This is a genomic window from Cellulosimicrobium sp. NPDC057127 (assembly GCF_042670945.1).
GTDB lineage: Bacteria > Actinomycetota > Actinomycetes > Actinomycetales > Cellulomonadaceae > Cellulosimicrobium.
In genome coordinates, this window is sequence record NZ_JBHUUP010000001.1 from 276,219 (window position 1) to 296,125 (window position 19,907).

At 75.1% G+C, this 19,907-nt stretch carries 13 protein-coding genes; 11 read left to right on the forward strand and 2 right to left on the reverse strand.

Annotated elements, in window-relative coordinates:
• Nucleotides 1-40: 40 nt before the first annotated feature.
• Nucleotides 41-724: an SRPBCC family protein gene (locus ACFTZA_RS01245; protein ID WP_378190084.1), complete on the forward strand. Its 684-nt coding sequence runs from the start codon at nucleotides 41-43 to the stop codon at nucleotides 722-724.
• On the opposite strand, the gene ACFTZA_RS01250 is transcribed toward ACFTZA_RS01245, so the two are convergent.
• Entirely contained in the window at nucleotides 702-2,135 is a 1,434-nt protein-coding gene (locus ACFTZA_RS01250; protein WP_378189878.1) for a M18 family aminopeptidase, read from the reverse strand. The genes ACFTZA_RS01245 and ACFTZA_RS01250 overlap by 23 nt on opposite strands.
• Nucleotides 2,136-2,170: 35 nt before the next feature.
• Between ACFTZA_RS01250 and ACFTZA_RS01255 the strand changes: the two genes are divergently transcribed.
• The 5 genes from ACFTZA_RS01255 to ACFTZA_RS01275 all read left to right on the forward strand — a co-directional run bounded on the left by ACFTZA_RS01255 (nucleotide 2,171) and on the right by ACFTZA_RS01275 (nucleotide 8,602).
• A complete protein-coding gene (locus tag ACFTZA_RS01255) occupies nucleotides 2,171-2,965 on the forward strand; it encodes an alpha/beta fold hydrolase (protein ID WP_378189880.1) in 795 nt (264 codons plus the stop codon).
• A 77-nt stretch (nucleotides 2,966-3,042) separates the two neighbouring features.
• The gene (locus tag ACFTZA_RS01260) at nucleotides 3,043-5,367 is read left to right on the forward strand and encodes a sodium-translocating pyrophosphatase (protein ID WP_378189882.1); all 2,325 of its coding nucleotides are present in this window, start codon (nucleotides 3,043-3,045) and stop codon (nucleotides 5,365-5,367) included.
• A 315-nt stretch (nucleotides 5,368-5,682) separates the two neighbouring features.
• Nucleotides 5,683-6,291 (forward strand): hypothetical protein, encoded by a 609-nt coding sequence (locus tag ACFTZA_RS01265; RefSeq protein ID WP_378189884.1) that lies wholly within the window; start codon nucleotides 5,683-5,685, stop codon nucleotides 6,289-6,291.
• A gap of 108 nt (nucleotides 6,292-6,399) precedes the next feature.
• The gene (locus ACFTZA_RS01270) at nucleotides 6,400-6,939 is read left to right on the forward strand and encodes a hypothetical protein (RefSeq protein WP_378189886.1); all 540 of its coding nucleotides are present in this window, start codon (nucleotides 6,400-6,402) and stop codon (nucleotides 6,937-6,939) included.
• 28 nt (nucleotides 6,940-6,967) lie between these two features.
• Nucleotides 6,968-8,602, forward strand: a complete 1,635-nt coding sequence (locus ACFTZA_RS01275; protein ID WP_378189889.1) for a methyltransferase — start codon at nucleotides 6,968-6,970, stop codon at nucleotides 8,600-8,602.
• A gap of 37 nt (nucleotides 8,603-8,639) precedes the next feature.
• Here the strand turns inward: ACFTZA_RS01275 and ACFTZA_RS01280 are convergent, their stop codons facing one another.
• Nucleotides 8,640-9,338 (reverse strand): vitamin K epoxide reductase family protein, encoded by a 699-nt coding sequence (locus ACFTZA_RS01280; RefSeq protein ID WP_378189891.1) that lies wholly within the window; start codon nucleotides 9,336-9,338, stop codon nucleotides 8,640-8,642.
• Between the two features lie 291 nt (nucleotides 9,339-9,629).
• Here ACFTZA_RS01280 and ACFTZA_RS01285 point away from each other — a divergent pair, with 291 nt between their 5' ends.
• The 5 genes from ACFTZA_RS01285 (at nucleotide 9,630) to topA (ending at nucleotide 19,864) form a co-directional block, all read left to right on the forward strand.
• Entirely contained in the window at nucleotides 9,630-11,378 is a 1,749-nt protein-coding gene (locus tag ACFTZA_RS01285) for a DUF3375 domain-containing protein (protein ID WP_378189894.1), read from the forward strand.
• Nucleotides 11,375-12,094, forward strand: coding sequence for a DUF4194 domain-containing protein (locus ACFTZA_RS01290; RefSeq protein WP_378189896.1), 720 nt, complete (start codon nucleotides 11,375-11,377; stop codon nucleotides 12,092-12,094). Before ACFTZA_RS01285 ends, ACFTZA_RS01290 begins: the two co-directional genes overlap by 4 nt.
• The gene (locus tag ACFTZA_RS01295; protein WP_378189899.1) at nucleotides 12,094-15,696 is read left to right on the forward strand and encodes an ATP-binding protein; all 3,603 of its coding nucleotides are present in this window, start codon (nucleotides 12,094-12,096) and stop codon (nucleotides 15,694-15,696) included. The genes ACFTZA_RS01290 and ACFTZA_RS01295 overlap by 1 nt, the downstream gene beginning before the upstream one ends.
• A 98-nt stretch (nucleotides 15,697-15,794) precedes the next feature.
• Nucleotides 15,795-16,835: a phosphatase PAP2 family protein gene (locus ACFTZA_RS01300; RefSeq protein WP_378189901.1), complete on the forward strand. Its 1,041-nt coding sequence runs from the start codon at nucleotides 15,795-15,797 to the stop codon at nucleotides 16,833-16,835.
• Between the two features lie 227 nt (nucleotides 16,836-17,062).
• The gene (topA, locus tag ACFTZA_RS01305; RefSeq protein ID WP_378189903.1) at nucleotides 17,063-19,864 is read left to right on the forward strand and encodes a type I DNA topoisomerase; all 2,802 of its coding nucleotides are present in this window, start codon (nucleotides 17,063-17,065) and stop codon (nucleotides 19,862-19,864) included.
• Nucleotides 19,865-19,907 lie beyond the last annotated feature (43 nt).

The window sequence follows — 19,907 nt, forward strand, 5'->3', positions numbered from 1 at the left end:
CCCCTCGCGCGCGCAGGTCCGGGCAGCGGACGATCGAGGCATGAGGCGGACCGGACGGCGTGGGGTCGACGTGCTCGCGGTCGTGGCGGTGGCCGTCGGGACGCTGCTCCTCACGCGGCGCATGACGCAGACGTGGGGCACGCGCGACGACGAGCACGACGCGCCGCTGCCCGGGGACGAGCTGGTGACCGGTCCGGGCGTCGTGGTCGCGACGCGTGCCGTGTCGATCGCCGCCGCGCCGCGTGACGTCTGGCCGTGGCTGGTGCAGCTCGGCCAGGGCCGAGGGGGCTTCTACTCCTACGACGCCCTGGAGAACCTCGCCGGGCTGAGGATCCGCAGCGCCGACGCGATCGAGGACCGGTGGCAGGCGCTCGCCGTCGGCGACGACATCCACCTCGCCGAGCAGGTCGCGCTGCGCGTCGCGCTCCTCGAGCCGGAGGACCACCTCCTGCTGCTGGGCGCCCCGGAGCCGGGCGAGACCGACGTCATGCCGTTCGCGTTCTCCTGGGCGTTCGTCGTCCGTCCCCTCCCGCCGGGTGACGAGGACACGGTCCGCACGAGGCTGCTCGTGCGCGAGCGATACCGGCCGGCGCACCCGTGGGGGCGCGCCGTCGTGGAGGCCGTGCAGCCGGTGAGCTTCCTCATGACGCAGCGGATGCTGCGCGGCGTGCGGGACCGCGCGGAGGGCCTCGCCGACGGGCTCAGCCGCGGAACACCTCGGTGACGGCGCGCGCGAGGAACCACGGGTCGACGACGGCCGTGAGCTCGCGCGCCGAGTGCATCGACAGGATCGGCACGCCGACGTCGACCGTCCGGATGCCGAGGCGCGTCGCCGTGAGCGGCCCGATCGTCGACCCGCACGGCACCGTGTTGCGCGAGACGAACTCCTGCGTCGGCACACCGGCCGTCGCGCACGCGCGCGCCCACGCGGCCGCGCCGTGCGCGTCCGTGGTGTAGCGCTGGTTCGCGTTGATCTTGAGGATCGGCCCACCGCCCGCGAGCGGGCGGACCGCCGGGTCGTGGCGCTCGGGGTAGTTGGGGTGCACCGAGTGGCCGACGTCGCTCGACACGCACAGCGAGGCCGCGAGCCGCCGGTGGCGCTCCTCCTCCCCGGCGCCCGTCATCGCGTCGATGCGCGCGAGGACGTCGGCGAGGAACGGTCCCGAGGCCCCGGACCGCGACTCCGACCCGATCTCCTCGTGGTCGAACGCGGCGAGCACGGGAATCGTCGCCGGGGCGGCGGCCGTCGTCCCGGACGCCTCGTCGGGGGTGCCGGACGCGTGGCCCGCGACCGCGAGCAGCGCCGTGAGCCCGGCGTGCACCGAGACGAGGTTGTCGAGCCGGCCGGAGGCGAGGAACGCGCCCCGCGCGCCGAAGACGCGCGGCGCCTGCGTGTCCGCGACCACGACGTCGTAGCCGGTGATCTCGCTCGCCCGCACCCCCGCGTGGTGCGCGAGCTCGGCGAGGACGTCCGCACCGGCGTCGTGCCCGTCGTGGTCGCCGCCGTCGCCCGGTGCGGAGGCATCCGACCCCGGGGCACCGGCCGCGGACGCCAGGCCCCACACCGGCTGGGTGTGCTGCTGCTTGTCGAGGGCGAGACCCTCGTTGACCTGCCGGTCCAGGTGGATCGCGAGCTGCGGGATGCGCAGCAGCGGGCCGGTGCGCACGAGGTGCACGTCGTCGGGCCCGGTGTCGGCGCCCGTGACGACGCGCCCCGCGAGCTCGAGCTCGCGGTCGAGCCACGAGTTGAGCAGGGGGCCGCCGTACACCTCGACGCCCGCCTGCCACCAGCCCTCGCGCACGCCGCTGGGCCGGGGCTTGAGCTTGAACCCGGGGGAGTCGGTGTGCGCGCCGAGGATCGCGTACGGCGTCGTGGCGGTCGCGCCCGGCGGCACGACCCAGGCGATCACCGCGCCGTCGCGCACGACGACGTACCGGCCACCGGATCCGGCGTCCGAGCCGGGATCCGTGTCGGCAGCCCGGGGCCACGCCGCCGTCTCCTCGAGCCGCACGAAGCCCGCCGCCTCCAGGCGGCGCGCGACCTCGTGCGCGGCGTGGAAGGACGACGGCGACGCCTCGACGAACGTCGCGAGGTCGTGGGCGTGCGCGAGGGCTTCGGGCGTCGGGGCAGGCATGGGGACCAGTCTCGCACCGGGCCTAGCCTGTGGACGTGGCCGAGGACCGTACGCCCGTCGTGGTGCTGCCCGGGCTCGCGCTCGCCCCGGAGGACTTCACCCCGCTCGCCCGCGCGGTCGCACCCGACGGCGACGTCCGGGTCCTCGACGCGTGGTGCACCCCTGTGACCGACCCCGTCGACGCGGTCCGCGACGCGCTGGGTGTCGACGGCGCGTCCGGGGTCGTGCTCGTCGGGCACTCCTCGGGCGGCCTCGCCGCGCTCGAGTGGGCCCTGCTCCATCCGGAGGAGGTGGTGCGGCTCGTGCTGCTCGACCCCGAGAGCCCGTTCGAGCCCCACCTCCCCGGGCTCCACCCGGGCACGCCGGTCGCGCGGGCGGGCACGGCGGCGGCCGGTGCGCTCGGACGCGCGCTGGCCCCGGCGGGCACCGCGCTCCGCCGCGCCGCGGTCCGGCTCGTCGCCCGCCGCGCGGACCCGCTCGCCGCCGAGGTCGCGGCCGCCCGCTACGGCGACGGCCGGGCGTGGCCCCTGCTCGCCGACCAGTGGTTCGCGAGCTGGCCGCAGTCCCGGCGCGTGCGTGCGCTGCTCGACGACGGCCTCCGCCTCGCGCCGACCACCGACGCTCTCCTCGTGACCGGAACACGCGCGAGCGCCCGGTTCCTGCGCTCCCAGAGGCTGCTCGCCGACCGGCTCGGCGTCCCATACGTCGGGCTCGCCGGGGAGGGGCACCTCTTCCCGCTCACCCGGCCGGACGTCGTCGGCCGGCTCGTGGCGGCGCGGTCCGGCGCGGCCCCTCGGCGGTCGCCCCGCGACCGGGCCGCGTGGTCGTGACCTGCGCCACTCGTGCGTAGACTCACCCCCATCGTGCCGACAGGGGAGCGGCGCGCCGCAGTCGTCAAGGAGGACGGATGCTCACACTCGGTGCCGGAAGTCTCACCATCGTCGGGGTGATCGCCGCGATCGGGCTGGTCGCCCTCGCGTTCGCCCTCGTGCTGCGCAGACAGGTCCTCGCGGCCGACGAGGGGACGGCGGCGATGCGCGACGTCGCGCAGGCCGTGCAGGAGGGCGCCGGTGCCTACCTCAACCGGCAGTTCCGCACGCTCGCCCTGTTCGCGGTGATCGTGTTCGGTCTGCTGTTCCTGCTGCCGGGTGACGGCGGCGTGCGCGTCGGACGCTCGATCGCGTTCCTGGTGGGAGCGGGGTTCTCCGCCGCGATCGGCTACCTGGGCATGTGGCTCGCGGTGCGGGCGAACGTGCGGGTCGCGGCCGCGGCCACACGGCCCGGCGGGCGGGCCTCCGGCGCGCGCATCGCGTTCCGCACGGGTGGCGTGGTGGGGATGTCGGTCGTGGGTTTAGGGCTGCTCGGTGCGGCAGGCGTCGTGCTGCTGTACCGAGGGGACGCACCTGCGGTGCTGGAGGGGTTCGGCTTCGGGGCGGCGCTGCTCGCGATGTTCATGCGCGTGGGCGGCGGCATCTTCACCAAGGCGGCGGACGTGGGTGCGGACCTCGTCGGGAAGGTCGAGCAGGGCATCCCTGAGGACGACCCCCGCAACGCCGCCACGATCGCGGACAACGTGGGCGACAACGTCGGCGACTGCGCCGGCATGGCGGCCGACCTCTTCGAGTCGTACGCGGTGACGCTGGTCGCGGCGCTCATCCTCGGCAAGGCCGCGATGGGCGAGGAGGGTCTGGTGTTCCCCCTCGTCGTGACCGCGATCGGTGCGCTCGTCGCCGTGCTCGGCGTCTTCATCACGCGCGTGCGCGGCCAGGAGAACGGGCTTCGGGCGATCTACCGCGGCTTCTACCTCTCGGCGCTCGTCGGGGCGCTCCTCGCCGCGGTCGCCGCGTTCGTCTACCTGCCGTCGTCGTTCGCGGCTCTCGACGGGACGGCGGATCTGGGCGAGCTGACCGGGCTGGCTGCCGACCCGCGCGTCGTCGCGAGCCTCGCCGTGGTCATCGGTGTCGTCCTGGCCGGCATCATCCTGTGGATCACGGGCTACTTCACGGGCACGACGTCGAAGCCCACGCTCCACGTCGCCGCGACCTCGCGCACGGGCGCGGCGACCGTCGTCCTGTCGGGCATCGGCGTCGGCTTCGAGTCGGCGGTCTACACCGCGGGCGTCATCGCCGCCGCGATCTGCGGGCTGTTCCTGCTCGCGGGCGGGTCCGTGTGGCTCGCGCTGTTCCTCGTCGCGCTCGCCGGGTGCGGGCTGCTCACGACGGTGGGCGTCATCGTCGCCATGGACACGTTCGGCCCCGTGTCCGACAACGCGCAGGGCATCTACGAGATGTCGGCGGGCGAGGGTGGCGCGGACGGCACCGCCGACCCCGAGGCCGCGCAGATCCTCACCGACCTCGACGCGGTCGGGAACACGACGAAGGCCATCACCAAGGGCATCGCCATCACCACGGCCGTGCTCGCCGCCACGGCGCTGTTCGGCTCGTACGCCGACGCCGTCGACCAGGCGATGCGCGACGTGCAGAACGCGGGCACGGGCCTGGTGACGTCGATGCTCGACTACGAGATCATCTCGCCCGTGACGCTCGTCGGCGTGATCCTCGGCGCCGCCACCGTCTTCCTCTTCTCCGGTCTCGCCATCGACGCGGTGACGCGCGCCGCCGGGGCGATCGTCTTCGAGGTGCGCCGCCAGTTCCGCGAGCACCCCGGGATCATGACCTTCGAGGAGCGCCCGGAGTACGGCAAGGTCGTGGACATCTGCACGCGCGACTCGCTGCGCGAGCTCGCCACCCCGGGGCTCCTCGCAGCGTTCGCCCCCATCGCGGTCGGCTTCGGCCTGGGCGTCGGGCCGCTCGCCGGGTTCCTCGCAGGAGCGATCGGCGCCGGGGTGCTCATGGCGGTCTTCCTCGCGAACTCGGGCGGCGCGTGGGACAACGCGAAGAAGATCGTCGAGGACGGCGCGTACGGCGGCAAGGGCTCGGAGGCCCACGCCGCGACCGTCATCGGCGACACCGTCGGCGACCCGTTCAAGGACACCGCGGGCCCGGCCATCAACCCGCTCATCAAGGTCATGAACCTCGTGTCGGTGCTCATCGCCCCGGCCGTGGTGCTGCTCAGCGTGCCGGCGGACGCGAACCAGGTGCTGCGGATCGGCATCGCGGTGGTCGCCGCCGCCATCGCGTTCGGCGCCGTCGTCGCGTCGCGACTGCGGGCCGCCCGCGTCGACCGCGACGAGGTCGCCCACGTGCGCGAGCACGTGACGAGCGGGGCCTGACCGCCGGCCCGTGCGCGGCCGCTCCGGGTCCGTCGCCGCCGGAAACCGCCGTCGGGCGCTCGTGACCGACGTCGCCGGGGGCGCAGGGCCGCCGAACCCGGGATCGTGCGGCACTCCGAGCGGCGTGTGACGCACAACCCGGGGTTCGGCGTCGTCGTGCCCCGAATCCCGGTTCGTGCGGCACCCGAGGTGCGTCGTGACACGTGACCCAAGGTTCGGCGTCGTCCGACCCGCGGCGAAGCCCCTGGCGCGCACGGCAGGGCGTCCGGTCCGGGCGGTTCGTCCTTCCTGCGTGCAAGGCACCATGATGTGGGCATGCGATCCCGGGCCCGCGTCGTCGCGCACGGCGTGGTGCTCGTCGTCATGGCGGGCCTGTGCGTCACGACGGTCGCGAGCGGGGCGTTCGACGTCGTGACGGTCCCCGGTGCGCCCGCCGCGGCCGGCGACGGCGGAGCTCCGCCCACGGCAGCGCCCGGTGCGCCGGGGGGCGGCGAGGAGCTCGACGACGCCGGTATCCCCGGGGAGGGCGACGCGGCGGACGACCCCGACGCCGGAGCGCCTCCGGCGACCGCGGACGGGACGGAGCCCGACGTGACGTGCCAGGCCGCCGGACGCGCGTGGGGCGACGCGGCCGAGGCACAGCTCGACGTCACGGTCGAGCATCCGAAAGACCTCGTCGACGGCTTCACGACGGCGCGCGACGTCCTCGCGCAGGCCGAGCCTCCCGACGCGATCGCGCGCGACTGGGGCGTCGTGGCGACGTACGTCGCGATGATCGCGGACGCCGTCGAGGCGGCGGGGCCGGGCGACCAGGACGAGCTCGCGCGGGCGCTCGACCGCGTCGGCCGCAGGATCGACACCGCGGCCCTCACCGGCTCGTCGGAACGTGTCACGGCGTTCCTTCAGCAGGGGTGCCCGGCCTGACGGCGTGCGGAGCGGCCGGGGCCCTATGGCGTTCCTCACATGGGCAGGAGTCCCCGCACGGCCTGCCTGGTGCGGCCGCGCGGGCGTTCCTCGGCGACGATGGTCCGCATGCGTATCCGGAACACGATCTCGACCACCACGACCGCCCTCGCGACGAGCGCCCTCCTCGTCCTCGGCCTCGCCGCGTGCGGCTCGGACGGCGAGAGCGACGCCGCCACCGAGGAGACGGCCTCTGCGGAGGTGACCGAGGAGAGCCCGGCCGAGGAGGACCCCGCGGAGGAGAGCCCGGCCGAGGAGACCGAGGCGGACGGCGAGACCGCGGACGTCTGCGCCGCGACCGAGTCCCTCGAGAGCCTCAGTACCGAGATGACGAACATCGACCAGAACGACCCGCAGGCGGCGATCGACACGTTCGAGGAGCTCACCGCGACGCTCGAGGGCGTCGAGCCCCCAGCCGAGATCGCGGACGACTGGAGCACCATGGCGACGTCGTTCCGCACCGTCACGGACGGCCTGTCGGGCGCGCTCGCGGACCCGTCGAGCCCCGAGGCGATGACGAAGGTCTCGGAGGCCATGTCGGCGATGAGCGACGCGTCGTTCCAGGAGGCGGCGCAGAACGTCGGCGCGTACACGACCGCCAACTGCTGACAAGGCCCTGATCGGCGAGGATGGACGCGTGCCCTCCTCACCGCGTCCTTCGTCGTCAGTCGTCGCGTCGAGCCCGCCACCGCCCGGTGCCGGGCTCGACGCCGGCCGGCTCGCGACGGCGCTCGGCGGCCTGCGCGAGGACCTGACCGCCGCCGAGTTCACCGTGGACGGCCTCGAGGAGCGACTGGGGTCCGTCGCGGTGGCGGCGCTCGGCCGCGAGCAGCCCGTGCCCGCACGGCGGGCGCTGCGCCGGGCGGACCCGGCCGGTACGCTCGCCGCGCTCTTCCTGCTCGGCGACGACGTGCCGCGTCGCGCGGTCGACGCCGCGCTCCCCGGGACCGGCACCGACGGCGTCGTCCGGCTCGGCCTGGTCGAGGCGGCCGGGCACGGACCGGACGACGCGGTCCGCGCCCGGGTCGACCTGAGCCCGCACGCCGCCACCGACGCGGCCGGCCCGGTCACGTGGTGGCTGGCCTCGGACCTCGCCGAGCTCACCACCGGGCGTCCGCTCGCCGCGGACCACGTGCTCGGCGCGGGCGGAGCCTCGCTCACGCTCGCCCAGGTGACCGTCCGCACGCCGGTGGACCGGGTGCTCGACCTGGGGACGGGGTGCGGTATCCAGGCGCTGCACGCCGCGCGGCACGCGGGCCGTGTGGTCGCGACGGACGTGTCCGTCCGTGCGCTCGGCTTCGCGGCCTTCAACGTCGGGCTCAACCTGCCGGCCGGGGCGGCCGGACCCGGCGCCGCCCCCGTCGAGCTGCGCGAGGGGTCGATGCTCGACCCGGTCGCGGGGGAGGTCTTCGACCTCGTCGTGTCGAACCCGCCGTTCGTCATCACCCCGCGCGGCGCGGGCGCGGGCGTCCCGGACTACGAGTACCGGGACGGCGGCCGCGCGGGCGACGACCTCGTGCGCGACCTGGTGACCGGCGTGGGCGCGGTGCTCGCGCCGGGCGGCGTCGCGCAGCTGCTCGGCAACTGGGAGCACCGGCGCGGCGAGGCGTGGGACGAGCGCGTCGGCGCGTGGCTGGACGCCGCGGGCCTCGACGGGTGGGTGGTCCAGCGCGAGGTGCTCGACCCGGCGCAGTACGCCGAGACGTGGATCCGCGACGGCGGCACGACCCCGGAGCGCGAGCCGCGCGAGTGGGCCGCCGCCTACGAGGCGTGGCTCGACGACTTCGCGGCGCGCGACGTCGAGGCGGTCGGCTTCGGGCTCGTCACCCTGCGCCGTCCGCTCACCGGCACGCCCACGCTGCGCCGGGTCGAGGAGCGCACCGGGTCCGTCCGCCAGCCGCTCGGAGGCCACCTCGCGGCCTCGCTCGCCGCGCACGACTGGCTGGCCGCCCGTGACGACGCGGCCCTCGCGGCCGAGCGGCTCGTCGTCGCAGGAGACGTCACGGAGGAGCGGTTCCACACGCCCGGTGCCGCGGACCCGAACGTCGTGCTCCTGCGCCAGGGCGACGGGTTCGGTCGTGCGGTGCGGGCCTCCACGGGTCTCGCCGCGCTCGTCGGGGCGAGCGACGGCGAGCTGGGCGTCGGACAGCTCGTGGGGGCGATCGCCGCGCTCTTCGAGGTACCTGCCGACGAGCTCGCGGCCGAGCTGCTGCCCGCCGTGCGCGGTCTCGTCCGCGACGGGTTCCTCGCACCGGCGGACCTCCGGTCCTGAACCCCGGTCCGGACCGGGCGGCGCCGGCGCCGCGGCGTCAGGCGAGCAACGACGGTCCGTACGTCGCCAGGACGAGGACGGCGAGGGCCACGAGCCACGCCGCGACGAGGTACCCGTACGCGCCCGACCGCACGAACGCGAGGAGGCGCGCCTGCACCCGCCGCGGCAGGTAGAGGTTGTCCTCGAGGACGTTCCAGTGCAGCAGCGAGGCGAACACGAGCGTCGTCGACACCGTGATGAGCAGGCACCACGGGCACAGCGCGCCGATGACGAGCATCGACTGCGTCAGCAGCCAGTACGCGAAGACCACGCCCAGGCCGTACACGCACTGCGCGGCGAACAGGAACCAGCGAGGGAAACGCGTCCCGCCGAGCGCGGCGACCGCCGTCGTGATCACGACCGGCTCCGCGACGAGACCGAGGAACGCGTTGGGGAAGCCGAACAGCTGGGCCTGCCAGGACTGCGCGACCGTGCCGCACGACAGGACGGCGTTGACGTCGCACGACAGGACGGCCGCCGGGTCCGCCGCGAGCACGACCGCGTCGTAGGACAGCACGAACGCCGCGACCAGGCTCAGGAGCGCGAAGACGAGCATCTCCCCGAACAGCAGGCCGCGGGAGTGGCTCCACCCCGTCGGTCGCTCGAAGGGGTCGAACGCCGGGGCCGCGTCCTCGTCGACGTCCCCTGGTTCGTCCGGGTCGGTGTCGAGGGCGAGTGAGGTGGTCGCGTCGCTCACGGTCTGTCCTTCGGTCGCGGCAGGGCGACGGGCTGAGGGGACGCGCAGGTCCTCCGGTGCGTGGTGGCGTCCGGCCGGCAGGGTGGGCGAGCTGCCGGCCCGACGCCACGACCAGGCTAAGGAGCGCGTGCCGCCCGGCGACAGGGACCATGGTCCTCGTCCCGGCGGACCGCCGGCGGCGTCGCGCACGCACCCCCGCGACGTGCCGCTGGCACGCCGCGGGGGTGCGGCGACCTAGGATCGTGCGGCGCCCGGGCGACCCGGGAGCCGACCCGACCCGGAAGGACGCGCGTGCAGCACGAGGACGTCGACGCCCTGCGGCGCACGAGCGCGGCGTGGCGGCTGCTGCGCGCGGACACCGCGCCGCTCGTGCTGTCCTTCCTCGGCGCGGTGTTCGTCGAGGAGAACGTCCGCGCCATCCCCGAGAGCGAGCTCGTCGCGCGTCTCGACGACCACCTGTGGGCGCTGCGCCCCGCGGACGAGCGCGGCGCCCCGGAGCAGGAGCGGCGCTACCCGCGCACGCCGCAGGCGTACGTGGACCACTGGGCGCACCCGGACCAGGGCTGGCTGCGCGCCTGGTACCCGCCGGGCTCGACCGAGCCGCACTACGACGCCACGCCCGCCGTCGAGCAGGCCGTCCGCTGGGTCGCCGGGCTGCGCGGGCGCGCGTTCGTCGGCACGGAGTCGCGCCTCAACACCGTCTTCGAGCTCCTGCGCCAGCTCGCGGTCGGCACGCAGACCGACCCGGCGGAGCGCCTGCGCGAGCTCGAGGAGCGTCGCGCACGCCTCGACGAGGAGATCGCCCAGGTGCGCGCCGGACGCGTCGCCGTGCTCGACGCCGCCGCGCAGCGCGACCGCTACCAGCAGCTCACGCACACCGCGGCCGACCTGCTGTCCGACTTCCGCGAGGTCGAGGCGAACTTCCGCTCCCTCGACCGCGCGCTGCGCGAGCGGATCACCGGCTGGGACGGCGCCAAGGGCGAGCTCCTCGAGGAGGTCGTGCGCTCGCGGACCGCGATCGCCGAGTCCGACCAGGGGCGCTCCTTCCACGCGTTCTACGACTTCCTGCTCGACCGGCGCCGGCAGGAGGAGTTCGCAGCGCTCGTCGAGCACGTCCAGTCGCTCGACGCCATCGCGCTCGACGCCGCGCCGGGAGCGGTCCCGGCCGGCCCGGTCGGCTCGGTCGGCTCGGTCGCGCGCCCGACCTCGTCGTCGACCGCCCTGTCGGACGCCGACCGCACCGCCGAGCACCGCCGCCTGCGCCGCATCCACTACGACTGGCTCGACGCCGGCGAGCGCACCCAGGCCACGGTGCGCACGCTGTCCGAGCAGCTGCGCCGCTTCCTCGACGACCAGGTGTGGCTCGAGAACCGTCGCGTCATGGACATCCTGCGCGGCGTCGAGGCGAAGGCGCTCGCGACGCGCGACGCCGCGCACGCGGCAGCGCGGGACCCGCGTGCGGACCCCGTGCTCGCGACGCCGCCCGGGATGGCCGTGGACGCGGTCGCGCCCGAGGTCGTCCTGCCCACCGAGCGGCCGCTGTTCGCGCCGCGGCCGAGCGCGCGCGTCGACTCCGACGTGGTCGAGGAGGGCGACGAGGACTTCGCGGTGGAGGCCCTGTACGAGCAGGTGCACGTCGACCCCGAGCGGCTCGCGCGCACCGTGCGCGACGCGCTCGGGCGGCGTGGCCAGGTCTCCCTCGCCGACCTCGTGCACGACGCGCCCCTCGAGCACGGCCTCGCCGAGCTCGTCTCCTACCTGTCCCTCGACGACCCCCGGTTCGCCGTCGTGCACGACGACGAGCGCACCGACGAGGTGAGCTGGACCGGCGAGGCCCCCGCCCCGCCGGGCACCGTCGAGGACCCGCACGACCCGGTGGTGCGGGTCGCCCGGCTGCCGCGCGTGACGTTCGCCCGCCGGTCCGCCGCCCCGCCCGCCCTCGCCCGCCCGGAGCACGCCCGTCCGGAGACCGCCCGCCCCGAGACCGTCCGCCCCGAGACCGCCCGCCCCGAGACCGCCCGCCCGGAGGAGACCCCGTGAGCACGCCCCGCCCCGCCCGCGGCCCGGAGCTGTCCGTCGTCGTCACGTCGCTGCTCAAGGGCGTCGTGTACCGCGAGACGAGCGAGGAGACGTGGCGCGACCTGCTCGCCCACGAGCCCCAGGTGCGCGACGCCGTCGCGATGCTCGGCCTCCAGGTCGTCGTCGACGAGGGCGACGGCTACGCCTACCTGCGCTCGCAGCCCGAGCACGAGCGCGACGAGCGCGTCCCGCGCCTGATCCCGCGCCGCGAGCTGCCGTTCGACGTCAGCCTGCTGCTCGCGCTCCTGCGCAAGCGGCTCGCGCAGTCCGACTCCGAGGGCGGTGACACGCGGCTCGTGCTCACGCGCGGGGAGATCGTCGACCTCGTGCGCGTGTTCCTGTCCCAGGACGCGGGCGCGGCGGCGAACGAGGCGCGGCTCGTGGACCGCGTCGACGCGCTGGTGCGGCGCGTCGTCGAGCTCGGCTTCCTGCGTCCCGCGGGCCGGGACGCGGCCGGCGACATCGCGGGCGCGCCGGACGCGCCCGCCGCCCCGGCGGCCGACGACGGACCGGCCGACGCACGGCGGTTCGAGGTGCGCCGGATCCTCAAGGCGTTCGTCGACGCGCAGTGGCTCTCCGACTTCGACGCGCGCCTCGCGCAGTACCTCGACGTCGCGGCCGGCCGGTCGGACGGCGGCGGGACGACGACGGATGCGACGAAGGCGACGGTGGCGTGATGGAAGGCCTGTTCAGCCCGGTCGAGCTGCACGACCCTGCGGCCGACCTCGATGCGCGCGCCGGCTTCCGCCTCGAGCGGCTGGAGGTGCTCAACTGGGGCACGTTCGACCAGCGGGTGTGGGCGTTCGACCTCGACGGCCGCAACGCCCTGCTCACCGGAGACATCGGCTCCGGCAAGTCGACCGTCGTCGACGCCGTGACGACGCTGCTCGTCCCGTCGCACCGCATCTCGTACAACAAGGCGGCGGGCGCGGGGGCGCGCGAGCGGTCGCTGCGGTCCTACGTCGCCGGGCACTACAAGGCGGAGCGGGACGAGGCGACGGGCACGACCCGTCACGTCGGTCTCCGGGAGAAGGGCACCTACTCCGTGGTGCTCGGGCAGTTCGCGAACCGCGGGTTCGACCAGGAGGTCACGCTCGCGCAGGTGTTCTGGCTCGCCCCGGGCCAGTCGGGTCAGCCCGACCGCTTCTTCGTCACCGCCGACCGTCCGCTGACGATCACGGAGGACTTCGCCGGGTTCGGCGGTGACGTCGCGGCGCTGCGCCGTCGGCTGCGCACCTCGGGCGCGCAGGTGCGCGACCACTTCCCCGAGTACGGGCGCGACTTCCGCCGCCTGCTCGGCATCCCGTCGGAGCAGGCGATGGACCTGTTCCACCAGACGGTCTCGATGAAGTCGGTGGGCGACCTCGGCGAGTTCGTGCGCGAGCACATGCTCGAGCCGTTCGACGCCGACCGCTGGACCGACCGGCTCGTCGCGCACTTCGACGACCTCACGAGCGCGCACGACGCCGTGGTGCGCGCCACCGCGCAGATCGAGCGCCTCGCGCCCCTGCTCGCGGACTGCGACGCCCACGACGCCCTCGGGCAGCGGGCCGACGCGCTCGTCGCCCGCCGCGACGCCCTGCGCGCGTTCACCGCGTCACGCCGCGTGGCGGACCTCGACGGCCTGATCGGCGCGCTCGACGAGCGCGTCACGGACGGCGAGGCCCGCCGTGCGCGGGCCGCCGACGAGCTGGGCCTGCTGGCGGCCGAGCGGCAGCGGCTCGAGCTCGAGCGCGCCGGCCACGGCGGTGACCGGCTCGCCGCGATCGAGGGCGAGGTCGCGCGTCGCGAGGTCGAGCGCGCCGCACGTGAGCGCCGCGTCACGCAGCTCGCCGGGTACGCCGTCCAGGCGGGGCTCGTGCTCCCCGCTGGTGCCGAACCCCGGGTCACGCGTCACGGCGACGGCAACGTGCCGCACGACCCGGGGTTCGGCGGCGAGGCGGACGCCGTCCGGTCCGTCGCGGACGCGCTCGTCGACGCCGACGCGTTCGCCGCGCTGCGTCGCGACGCGGACGCCCTCGCCGCGACGGTGCGCGACGAGCTCGCCCGCGCCGAGGAGGAGGCGGGCGAGGTCGCGGCCGAGCTGCGCGCCGTCGAGCGTGAGACCGCGGACGTCAAGGCCGAGCTCGCGAGCCTCGCCGACCGCCGCTCGAACCTGCCGCGGACCCACCTCGACGTCCGCGACCGGCTGTGCGCGGGCGTGGGGCTCTCCCCGGGCGACCTGCCGTTCGTCGGCGAGCTGCTCGCCGTCCGGCCGGAGCACGCCGCGTGGGAGGGCGCCGCCGAGCGCGTCCTGCGCGGGTTCGCGCTGTCCCTCGTCGTCCCGGCGGTGCACTACGAGGGCGTCGCCGCGTGGGTCGACCGCGAGCACCTCGGGCTGCGCCTCGTCTACCACCGGGTGCCCGAGCGCGTCGGGACCGGGCGGCGCGCCGAGCGCCCCGACGGGACGCTCCTCCTCGCCGACCTGCTCGACGTCCGCGTCCTCGACGCCGCGCCCGCCGTCACGGCGTGGGTCGAGACCGAGCTCGAGCGGCGCGCCGACCACGCGTGCGCCGAGGACCTCGACGCGTTCCGCCGCCTGCCGCGCGCCGTGACCCGGTCGGGTCAGGTCAAGCACTCCCCGGACCACCACGAGAAGAACGACGTGCGCGCCGTCGACGACCGGCGAGGCTACGTGCTGGGATGGTCGACGCAGGCGAAGGTCGACACGCTGCTCGAGCAGGCCGCGGAGGTGACGTCGCGCCGCGACGCGCTCGCGCGCCGTCGGGACGCCGCGACCGCGCACCGGGCCGGGCTGCAGGAGCGCGCCGCCGCCCTGGGGCGGCTCGAGGTGTACCGCGACTGGGACGAGCTGGACTGGCGCGCGGAGGTCGCGCGCATCGCCGAGCTCGACGACGAGAAGCGGCGTCTCGAGCGGGCCAGCGACGAGCTCGGGCGCCTCGCCGCCCTGCTCGACGACAACGCCCGCCGTCGCGACGAGCTCGAGGCCGAGCGCGACCGCGTCGTCGCGACGCTCGGTGCCGACCGGCACGCGCTCGACGAGGCACGCGGCGCGCGCGACCGTGCCCGCGCGGTGCTCGACGGCGCGGGGGAGAGGCTCGACGACGAGACGGCGGCGGCGCTCGCCGCCGAGTTCGACCGCGAGCTCGGGGCCGTCGGCGGCGAGGGAGCGGGACCGACGAGCACCGCCGACCTCGACGTCGTCGAGAACGCGGTGCGCTCGCGACTGACGGCCGAGGCGGAGCAGGCGCAGCGCGAGCGGGCGGACCTGGGCACGCGGGTCGCGGGGCAGATGGCGGCGTTCCGGTCCGCGTACCCGGTCGAGACCGCGGAGCTCGACGCCGACGTGCGCTCGGCCGACGGCTACCGCGAGATCCACGACCGGCTCGTGCGCGACGACCTGCCGCGCTTCGAGGCCGACTTCAAGGCGTACCTCAACACCAACGCGATCCGGGACATCGCGGGGTTCGCCGCGGAGCTCGCGAAGCAGGCCGACCTCATCCGCGACCGCATCGACACCATCAACGACTCGCTGCGCGCGATCGACTACAACCCGGGCCGGTACATCCGCCTCGAGGTCTCGCGCACGCCGAACGTCGAGGTGCGGGAGTTCCAGCAGGACCTGCGCGCGTGCACGGACGGGGACGGCATCCTCGCGGAGGACGACCGCGCGCTCGCCGAGGGCGACGGCTCGCTCGCGGACGACGGCGCGCTGTCCTACTCCGAGGAGCGGTTCCTGCGCGTGAAGGCGCTCGTCGAGCGGTTCCGCGGCCGCGAGGGCATGACCGACCTCGACGAGGCGTGGCGCCGGCGCGTGACCGACGTGCGGAACTGGTTCGTGCTGTCGGCGTCGGAGCGCTCGCGCGCGGACGACTCCGAGCACGAGCACTACTCCGACTCCGGCGGCAAGTCCGGCGGGCAGAAGGAGAAGCTCGCGTACACCATCCTCGCCGCCTCGTTGGCGTACCAGTTCAAGCTCGACTGGGGCGCGGTGCGGTCGACGGCGTTCCGGTTCGTCGTCATCGACGAGGCGTTCGGGCGCGGGTCGGACGAGTCGACGCGGTTCGCGCTCGAGCTCTTCCGCCGGCTCGGCCTGCAGCTGCTCATCGTCACGCCGCTGCAGAAGATCCACGTCATCGAGCCCTACATCTCGGCCGTGGGCTTCGTCGACAACCCGACGGGACGGTCCTCGCGTCTGCGCACCCTGTCGATCGACGCGTACCGCGACGGCCGGGACGCCCGCGACGCGCGGGACGCCGCCGAGGCGGTGGCGCCGTAGCGCGGGGCGGCCGGCGCCCCGAGGGCGGGGCGGACGGCCCGACACGACCTTCCACAGGTCTTCCCCGAACCCGCACAGACGTCGCCTACGGTGGGAAGATGCCGTCCGACCAGGCCCCGACCCGCCCGTTGCACACCCGTGGCGGCTCCGGGACGCGTCCGATGCCGGTCACGCCCGGGAACGTCGTGCCGCCCCGCGCCGCCACCCCTCCGCCGACGGGACCGTCGTCGCCCCCGCCCCGTGGTCCGTCCCCGGCACCCGGGGCGGGCGACGTGGGCGCGGTCCGCGTCGCCCCGCGGGTCGTGGCGGCCCTCGTCGCGGCCGGGGCCGCGGTCCTCGCCTGGATGGTGTGGCGGTACTTCGTCGACACGTACGCGGGGCAGATGGCCGAGCGCGCCGCGTTCGACGGCGCGGTGACCGGTCAGGGCCCCCTGTGGGCGGTCGCCGAGCCCGTCCTCGACACGGTGTCCGTGACGCTCGTCGTCGTCGGCCTGGGCGCCGCGATGGGGATCGCCCTGCTGCGACGACGCTGGGGGCTCGCCGTGCAGGTCGCGTTCCTCGTCGTGGGTGCGAACGTCACCACCCAGCTGGTCAAGCACGACGTCCTGGGCCGCGAGAACCTCATCGGCGGGTGGACGGCCGACAACTCGTTGCCGAGCGGGCACACGACGGTCGCCGCCTCCGTCGCCGCGGCGCTCCTGCTCGTCGTGCCGCGGCAGACCCGGCCGCTGGTCGCCGTCCTCGGCGCCGCGTACACGGCCGCGACGGGCGTGTCGACGCTCGTGGGGCAGTGGCACCGCCCGAGCGACGTCGTCGCGGCCGTCCTCGTCGTCCTCGCGTGGGGCGCGCTCGTCTGCGCGTTCACGCCCCGCTCGGCGCTCGACCGCGACGCGGGCGGCTCGCCGGGATCCGTGGTCACGAGCGTCCTGCTGCTCCTGACCTCCGTGGTCGGGACCGCGGCCGCGCTGTGGGCGTACCGCTCGACGCCGGCCACGTGGGGCACCACGACGGCCCAGGAGGCGACCGCGTACGTGGGCGGCGTGGCGGGCGTGGGCGCGGCCACGGCCGCCGTCTTCGCCGTGCTCCTGCTCGTCCGGCAGGCCGCGGCGCGACCCGACCTCCGCCGCGTTCGGGGGTAGGGTGCCGCTGGCGCGCATGGCGTAACGTCGTAGGCTTCCCGGACCGGCACGCAGGCCGGCACCTTCCCGGGGCAGCGCAGCGGTGCGACGCCCGACGGCGACAGGCCGTCGAGCACGACCGCAGCCCGCCGTGACCACCGGCACGGACCGGCGCGACGACCGGACGGCCGGGACGACCCGCACGGACCACGCACACGTACTTCGCAGGACGACGAAAGCAGGATGGGATGCCACGCAAGCTCGTGATCGTCGAGTCGCCCGCCAAGGCTCGCAAGATCCAGGGCTACCTCGGCGACGACTACGAGGTCGAGGCGAGCGTCGGGCACATCCGGGACCTGCCGCAGCCGTCCGAGCTGCCCGCGGACATGAAGAAGGGCCCGTACGGCAAGTTCGCCGTCGACGTGGAGAACGGGTTCGACCCGTACTACGAGGTCTACGCGGACAAGAAGAAGAAGGTCGCCGAGCTCAAGCGGGCGCTCAAGGAGGCGGACGAGCTCTACCTCGCCACCGATGAGGACCGCGAGGGCGAGGCCATCGCGTGGCACCTGCTCGAGGCGCTCAAGCCGAAGGTCCCCGTCAAGCGGATGGTGTTCCACGAGATCACGCGCGAGGCCATCCAGCGGGCGCTGCAGAACACGCGCGACCTCGACACGAGCCTCGTCGACGCCCAGGAGACGCGCCGCATCCTCGACCGCCTCTACGGCTACGAGGTGTCGCCCGTCCTGTGGCGCAAGGTCCGCCAGGGCCTGTCGGCCGGCCGCGTGCAGTCGGTGGCCACGCGACTGGTCGTGGAGCGTGAGCGCGAGCGCATGGCGTTCGTCGCCGCGGAGTACTGGGACGTCACCGGGACGTTCGGTCTGGGCGGCGACGCCGCGGCCGCCGCCCCCGACGAGGCCGGCAAGGCGTTCTCCGCGCGCCTGGTGCAGCTCGGCGACGAGCGCGTCGCCTCGGGCCGCGACTTCGACGACCGCGGGCAGCTGAAGTCCTCGGGTGGGTCGGGGCAGCGGGCCGGGGTCGTGCACCTGGACGAAGCGACCGCCCGCGGCGTCGTCGCCGGCCTCGCGGGCGCGGACTTCGCCGTGCGCTCGCTCGAGACGAAGCCGTACACGCGCCGCCCGGCCGCGCCGTTCACCACCTCGACGCTCCAGCAGGAGGCGAGCCGCAAGCTGCGCATGGCCTCGCGGCAGACGATGCGCACCGCGCAGTCGCTGTACGAGAACGGGTACATCACCTACATGCGCACCGACTCGCCGTCGCTGTCCGCGGAGGCGACGAGCGCGGCCCGCCGTCAGGCCGCCGAGCTGTACGGCGGCGACTTCGTGCCCGAGAAGCCGCGCGTCTACGCCTCCAAGAACCAGGGCGCGCAGGAGGCGCACGAGGCGATCCGCCCCGCCGGCGACTCGTTCCGCACGCCCGCGCAGGTCGCCAAGGAGCTCAGCGGCGACCAGTTCAAGCTGTACGAGCTGATCTGGAAGCGCACCGTCGCGTCGCAGATGGCCGACGCCAAGGGCTCGACGGCGTCGGTGCGCCTGGGCGCGGCGCTCGCGGGCGCGGCGGACGGGCTCGCCGGCCGGGACGCCGTGTTCGCCGCGTCCGGCACGGTCATCACGTTCCGCGGCTTCCTCGCTGCCTACGAGGAGAGCTCCGACGTCGACCGCTACGCCGAGGAGTCGCTCGGCGCGACGGGCGGCGACGACCGCGAGGCGCGGCTGCCGCAGATGGCCGAGGGGGACGCCCTGCGTGCCGAGGACCTCGAGGCCGCGGGGCACTCGACGTCCGCACCCCCGCGCTACACCGAGGCGAGCCTGGTCAAGGCGCTCGAGGAGCTCGGCATCGGCCGTCCGTCGACGTACGCGTCGACCATCTCGACGATCCAGGACCGCGGCTACGTGCTCGCCCGCGGCCAGGCGATGGTGCCGAGCTGGCTCGCGTTCGCCGTCGTGCGCCTGCTCGAGGAGCACTTCGACCGGCTCGTGGACTACCGGTTCACGGCGACGATGGAGGCGGACCTCGACGAGATCGCGGCCGGGCGTCGCGACCGCGTGGAGTGGCTCACGCAGTTCTACTTCGGCGACGCCGCGCGCGGTCCCGAGGGCGAGGGGCTGCGCGAGCTCGTCGAGAACCTCGGCGACATCGACGCCCGGGGCATCAACTCCGTGCCGATCGGCGAGGGCATCCAGCTGCGCGTCGGCCGCTACGGCCCGTACGTCGAGGATCTGTCGGCAGAGGTCAAGGAGGGCGAGAACCCGCCGCGCGCCTCCGTGCCGGACGACGTCGCGCCCGACGAGCTGACCGTCGCCAAGGCGCGCGAGCTGCTCGCCGCGGGCGCCGACGACGGCAAGGTGCTGGGCACGGACCCCGTGTCCGGGAACGAGATCATCGCGAAGGCCGGGCGCTACGGCCCCTACGTCACCGAGGTGCTCGACCTCCCGCCGATCGACACGAGCCTGTCCGCCGCCGCGCAGAAGCGGGCGAAGGCCGCGCAGCCCAAGCCGCGCACGGGGTCGCTGCTCAAGACGCAGTCGCTCGACACGATCACCCTCGAGGACGCCCTCCAGCTCTTGTCGCTGCCGCGCGTGGTGGGCACCGACCCGGAGTCGGGGGAGGAGATCACCGCGCAGAACGGGCGCTACGGCCCGTACCTCAAGAAGGGCACGGACTCGCGCACGCTCCCGAGCGAGGAGGCGATGTTCACCGTCACGCTCGAGGAGGCGCTGGAGCTGTACAAGCAGCCCAAGCGCGGCCGCGGGCAGCGGGCCGCGACCCCGCCCCTGCGCGAGCTCGGCGACGACCCGAACAGCGGCAAGCCGATCGTCGTCAAGGACGGTCGCTTCGGCGCGTACGTGACCGACGGCGAGACGAACCGCACGCTCCCGCGCGACGTCACGCCGGAGTCGATCACGCCCGAGCGCGCTGTCGAGCTCCTCGCCGAGAAGCGCGCGCAGGGCCCGGCGAAGAAGCGGACGCCGGCCAAGAAGCCGGCGGCGAAGAAGGCTCCCGCGAAGAAGCCCGCCGCGTCGAAGAAGTGACCTCCGCGAGATAGAGGGCTCCCGCCGAGGTAGAGGGAGATCT

Coding starts and splice junctions, on each gene's coding strand:
- ACFTZA_RS01245 (WP_378190084.1), top strand. CDS start 41: ATGAGGCGGACCGGACGGCGTGGGGTCGACGTGCTCGCGGTCGTGGCG.
- ACFTZA_RS01250 (WP_378189878.1), bottom strand. CDS start 2,135: ATGCCTGCCCCGACGCCCGAAGCCCTCGCGCACGCCCACGACCTCGCG.
- ACFTZA_RS01260 (WP_378189882.1), top strand. CDS start 3,043: ATGCTCACACTCGGTGCCGGAAGTCTCACCATCGTCGGGGTGATCGCC.
- ACFTZA_RS01265 (WP_378189884.1), top strand. CDS start 5,683: ATGCGATCCCGGGCCCGCGTCGTCGCGCACGGCGTGGTGCTCGTCGTC.
- ACFTZA_RS01270 (WP_378189886.1), top strand. CDS start 6,400: ATGCGTATCCGGAACACGATCTCGACCACCACGACCGCCCTCGCGACG.
- ACFTZA_RS01295 (WP_378189899.1), top strand. CDS start 12,094: ATGGAAGGCCTGTTCAGCCCGGTCGAGCTGCACGACCCTGCGGCCGAC.
- ACFTZA_RS01300 (WP_378189901.1), top strand. CDS start 15,795: ATGCCGTCCGACCAGGCCCCGACCCGCCCGTTGCACACCCGTGGCGGC.
- topA (WP_378189903.1), top strand. CDS start 17,063: ATGCCACGCAAGCTCGTGATCGTCGAGTCGCCCGCCAAGGCTCGCAAG.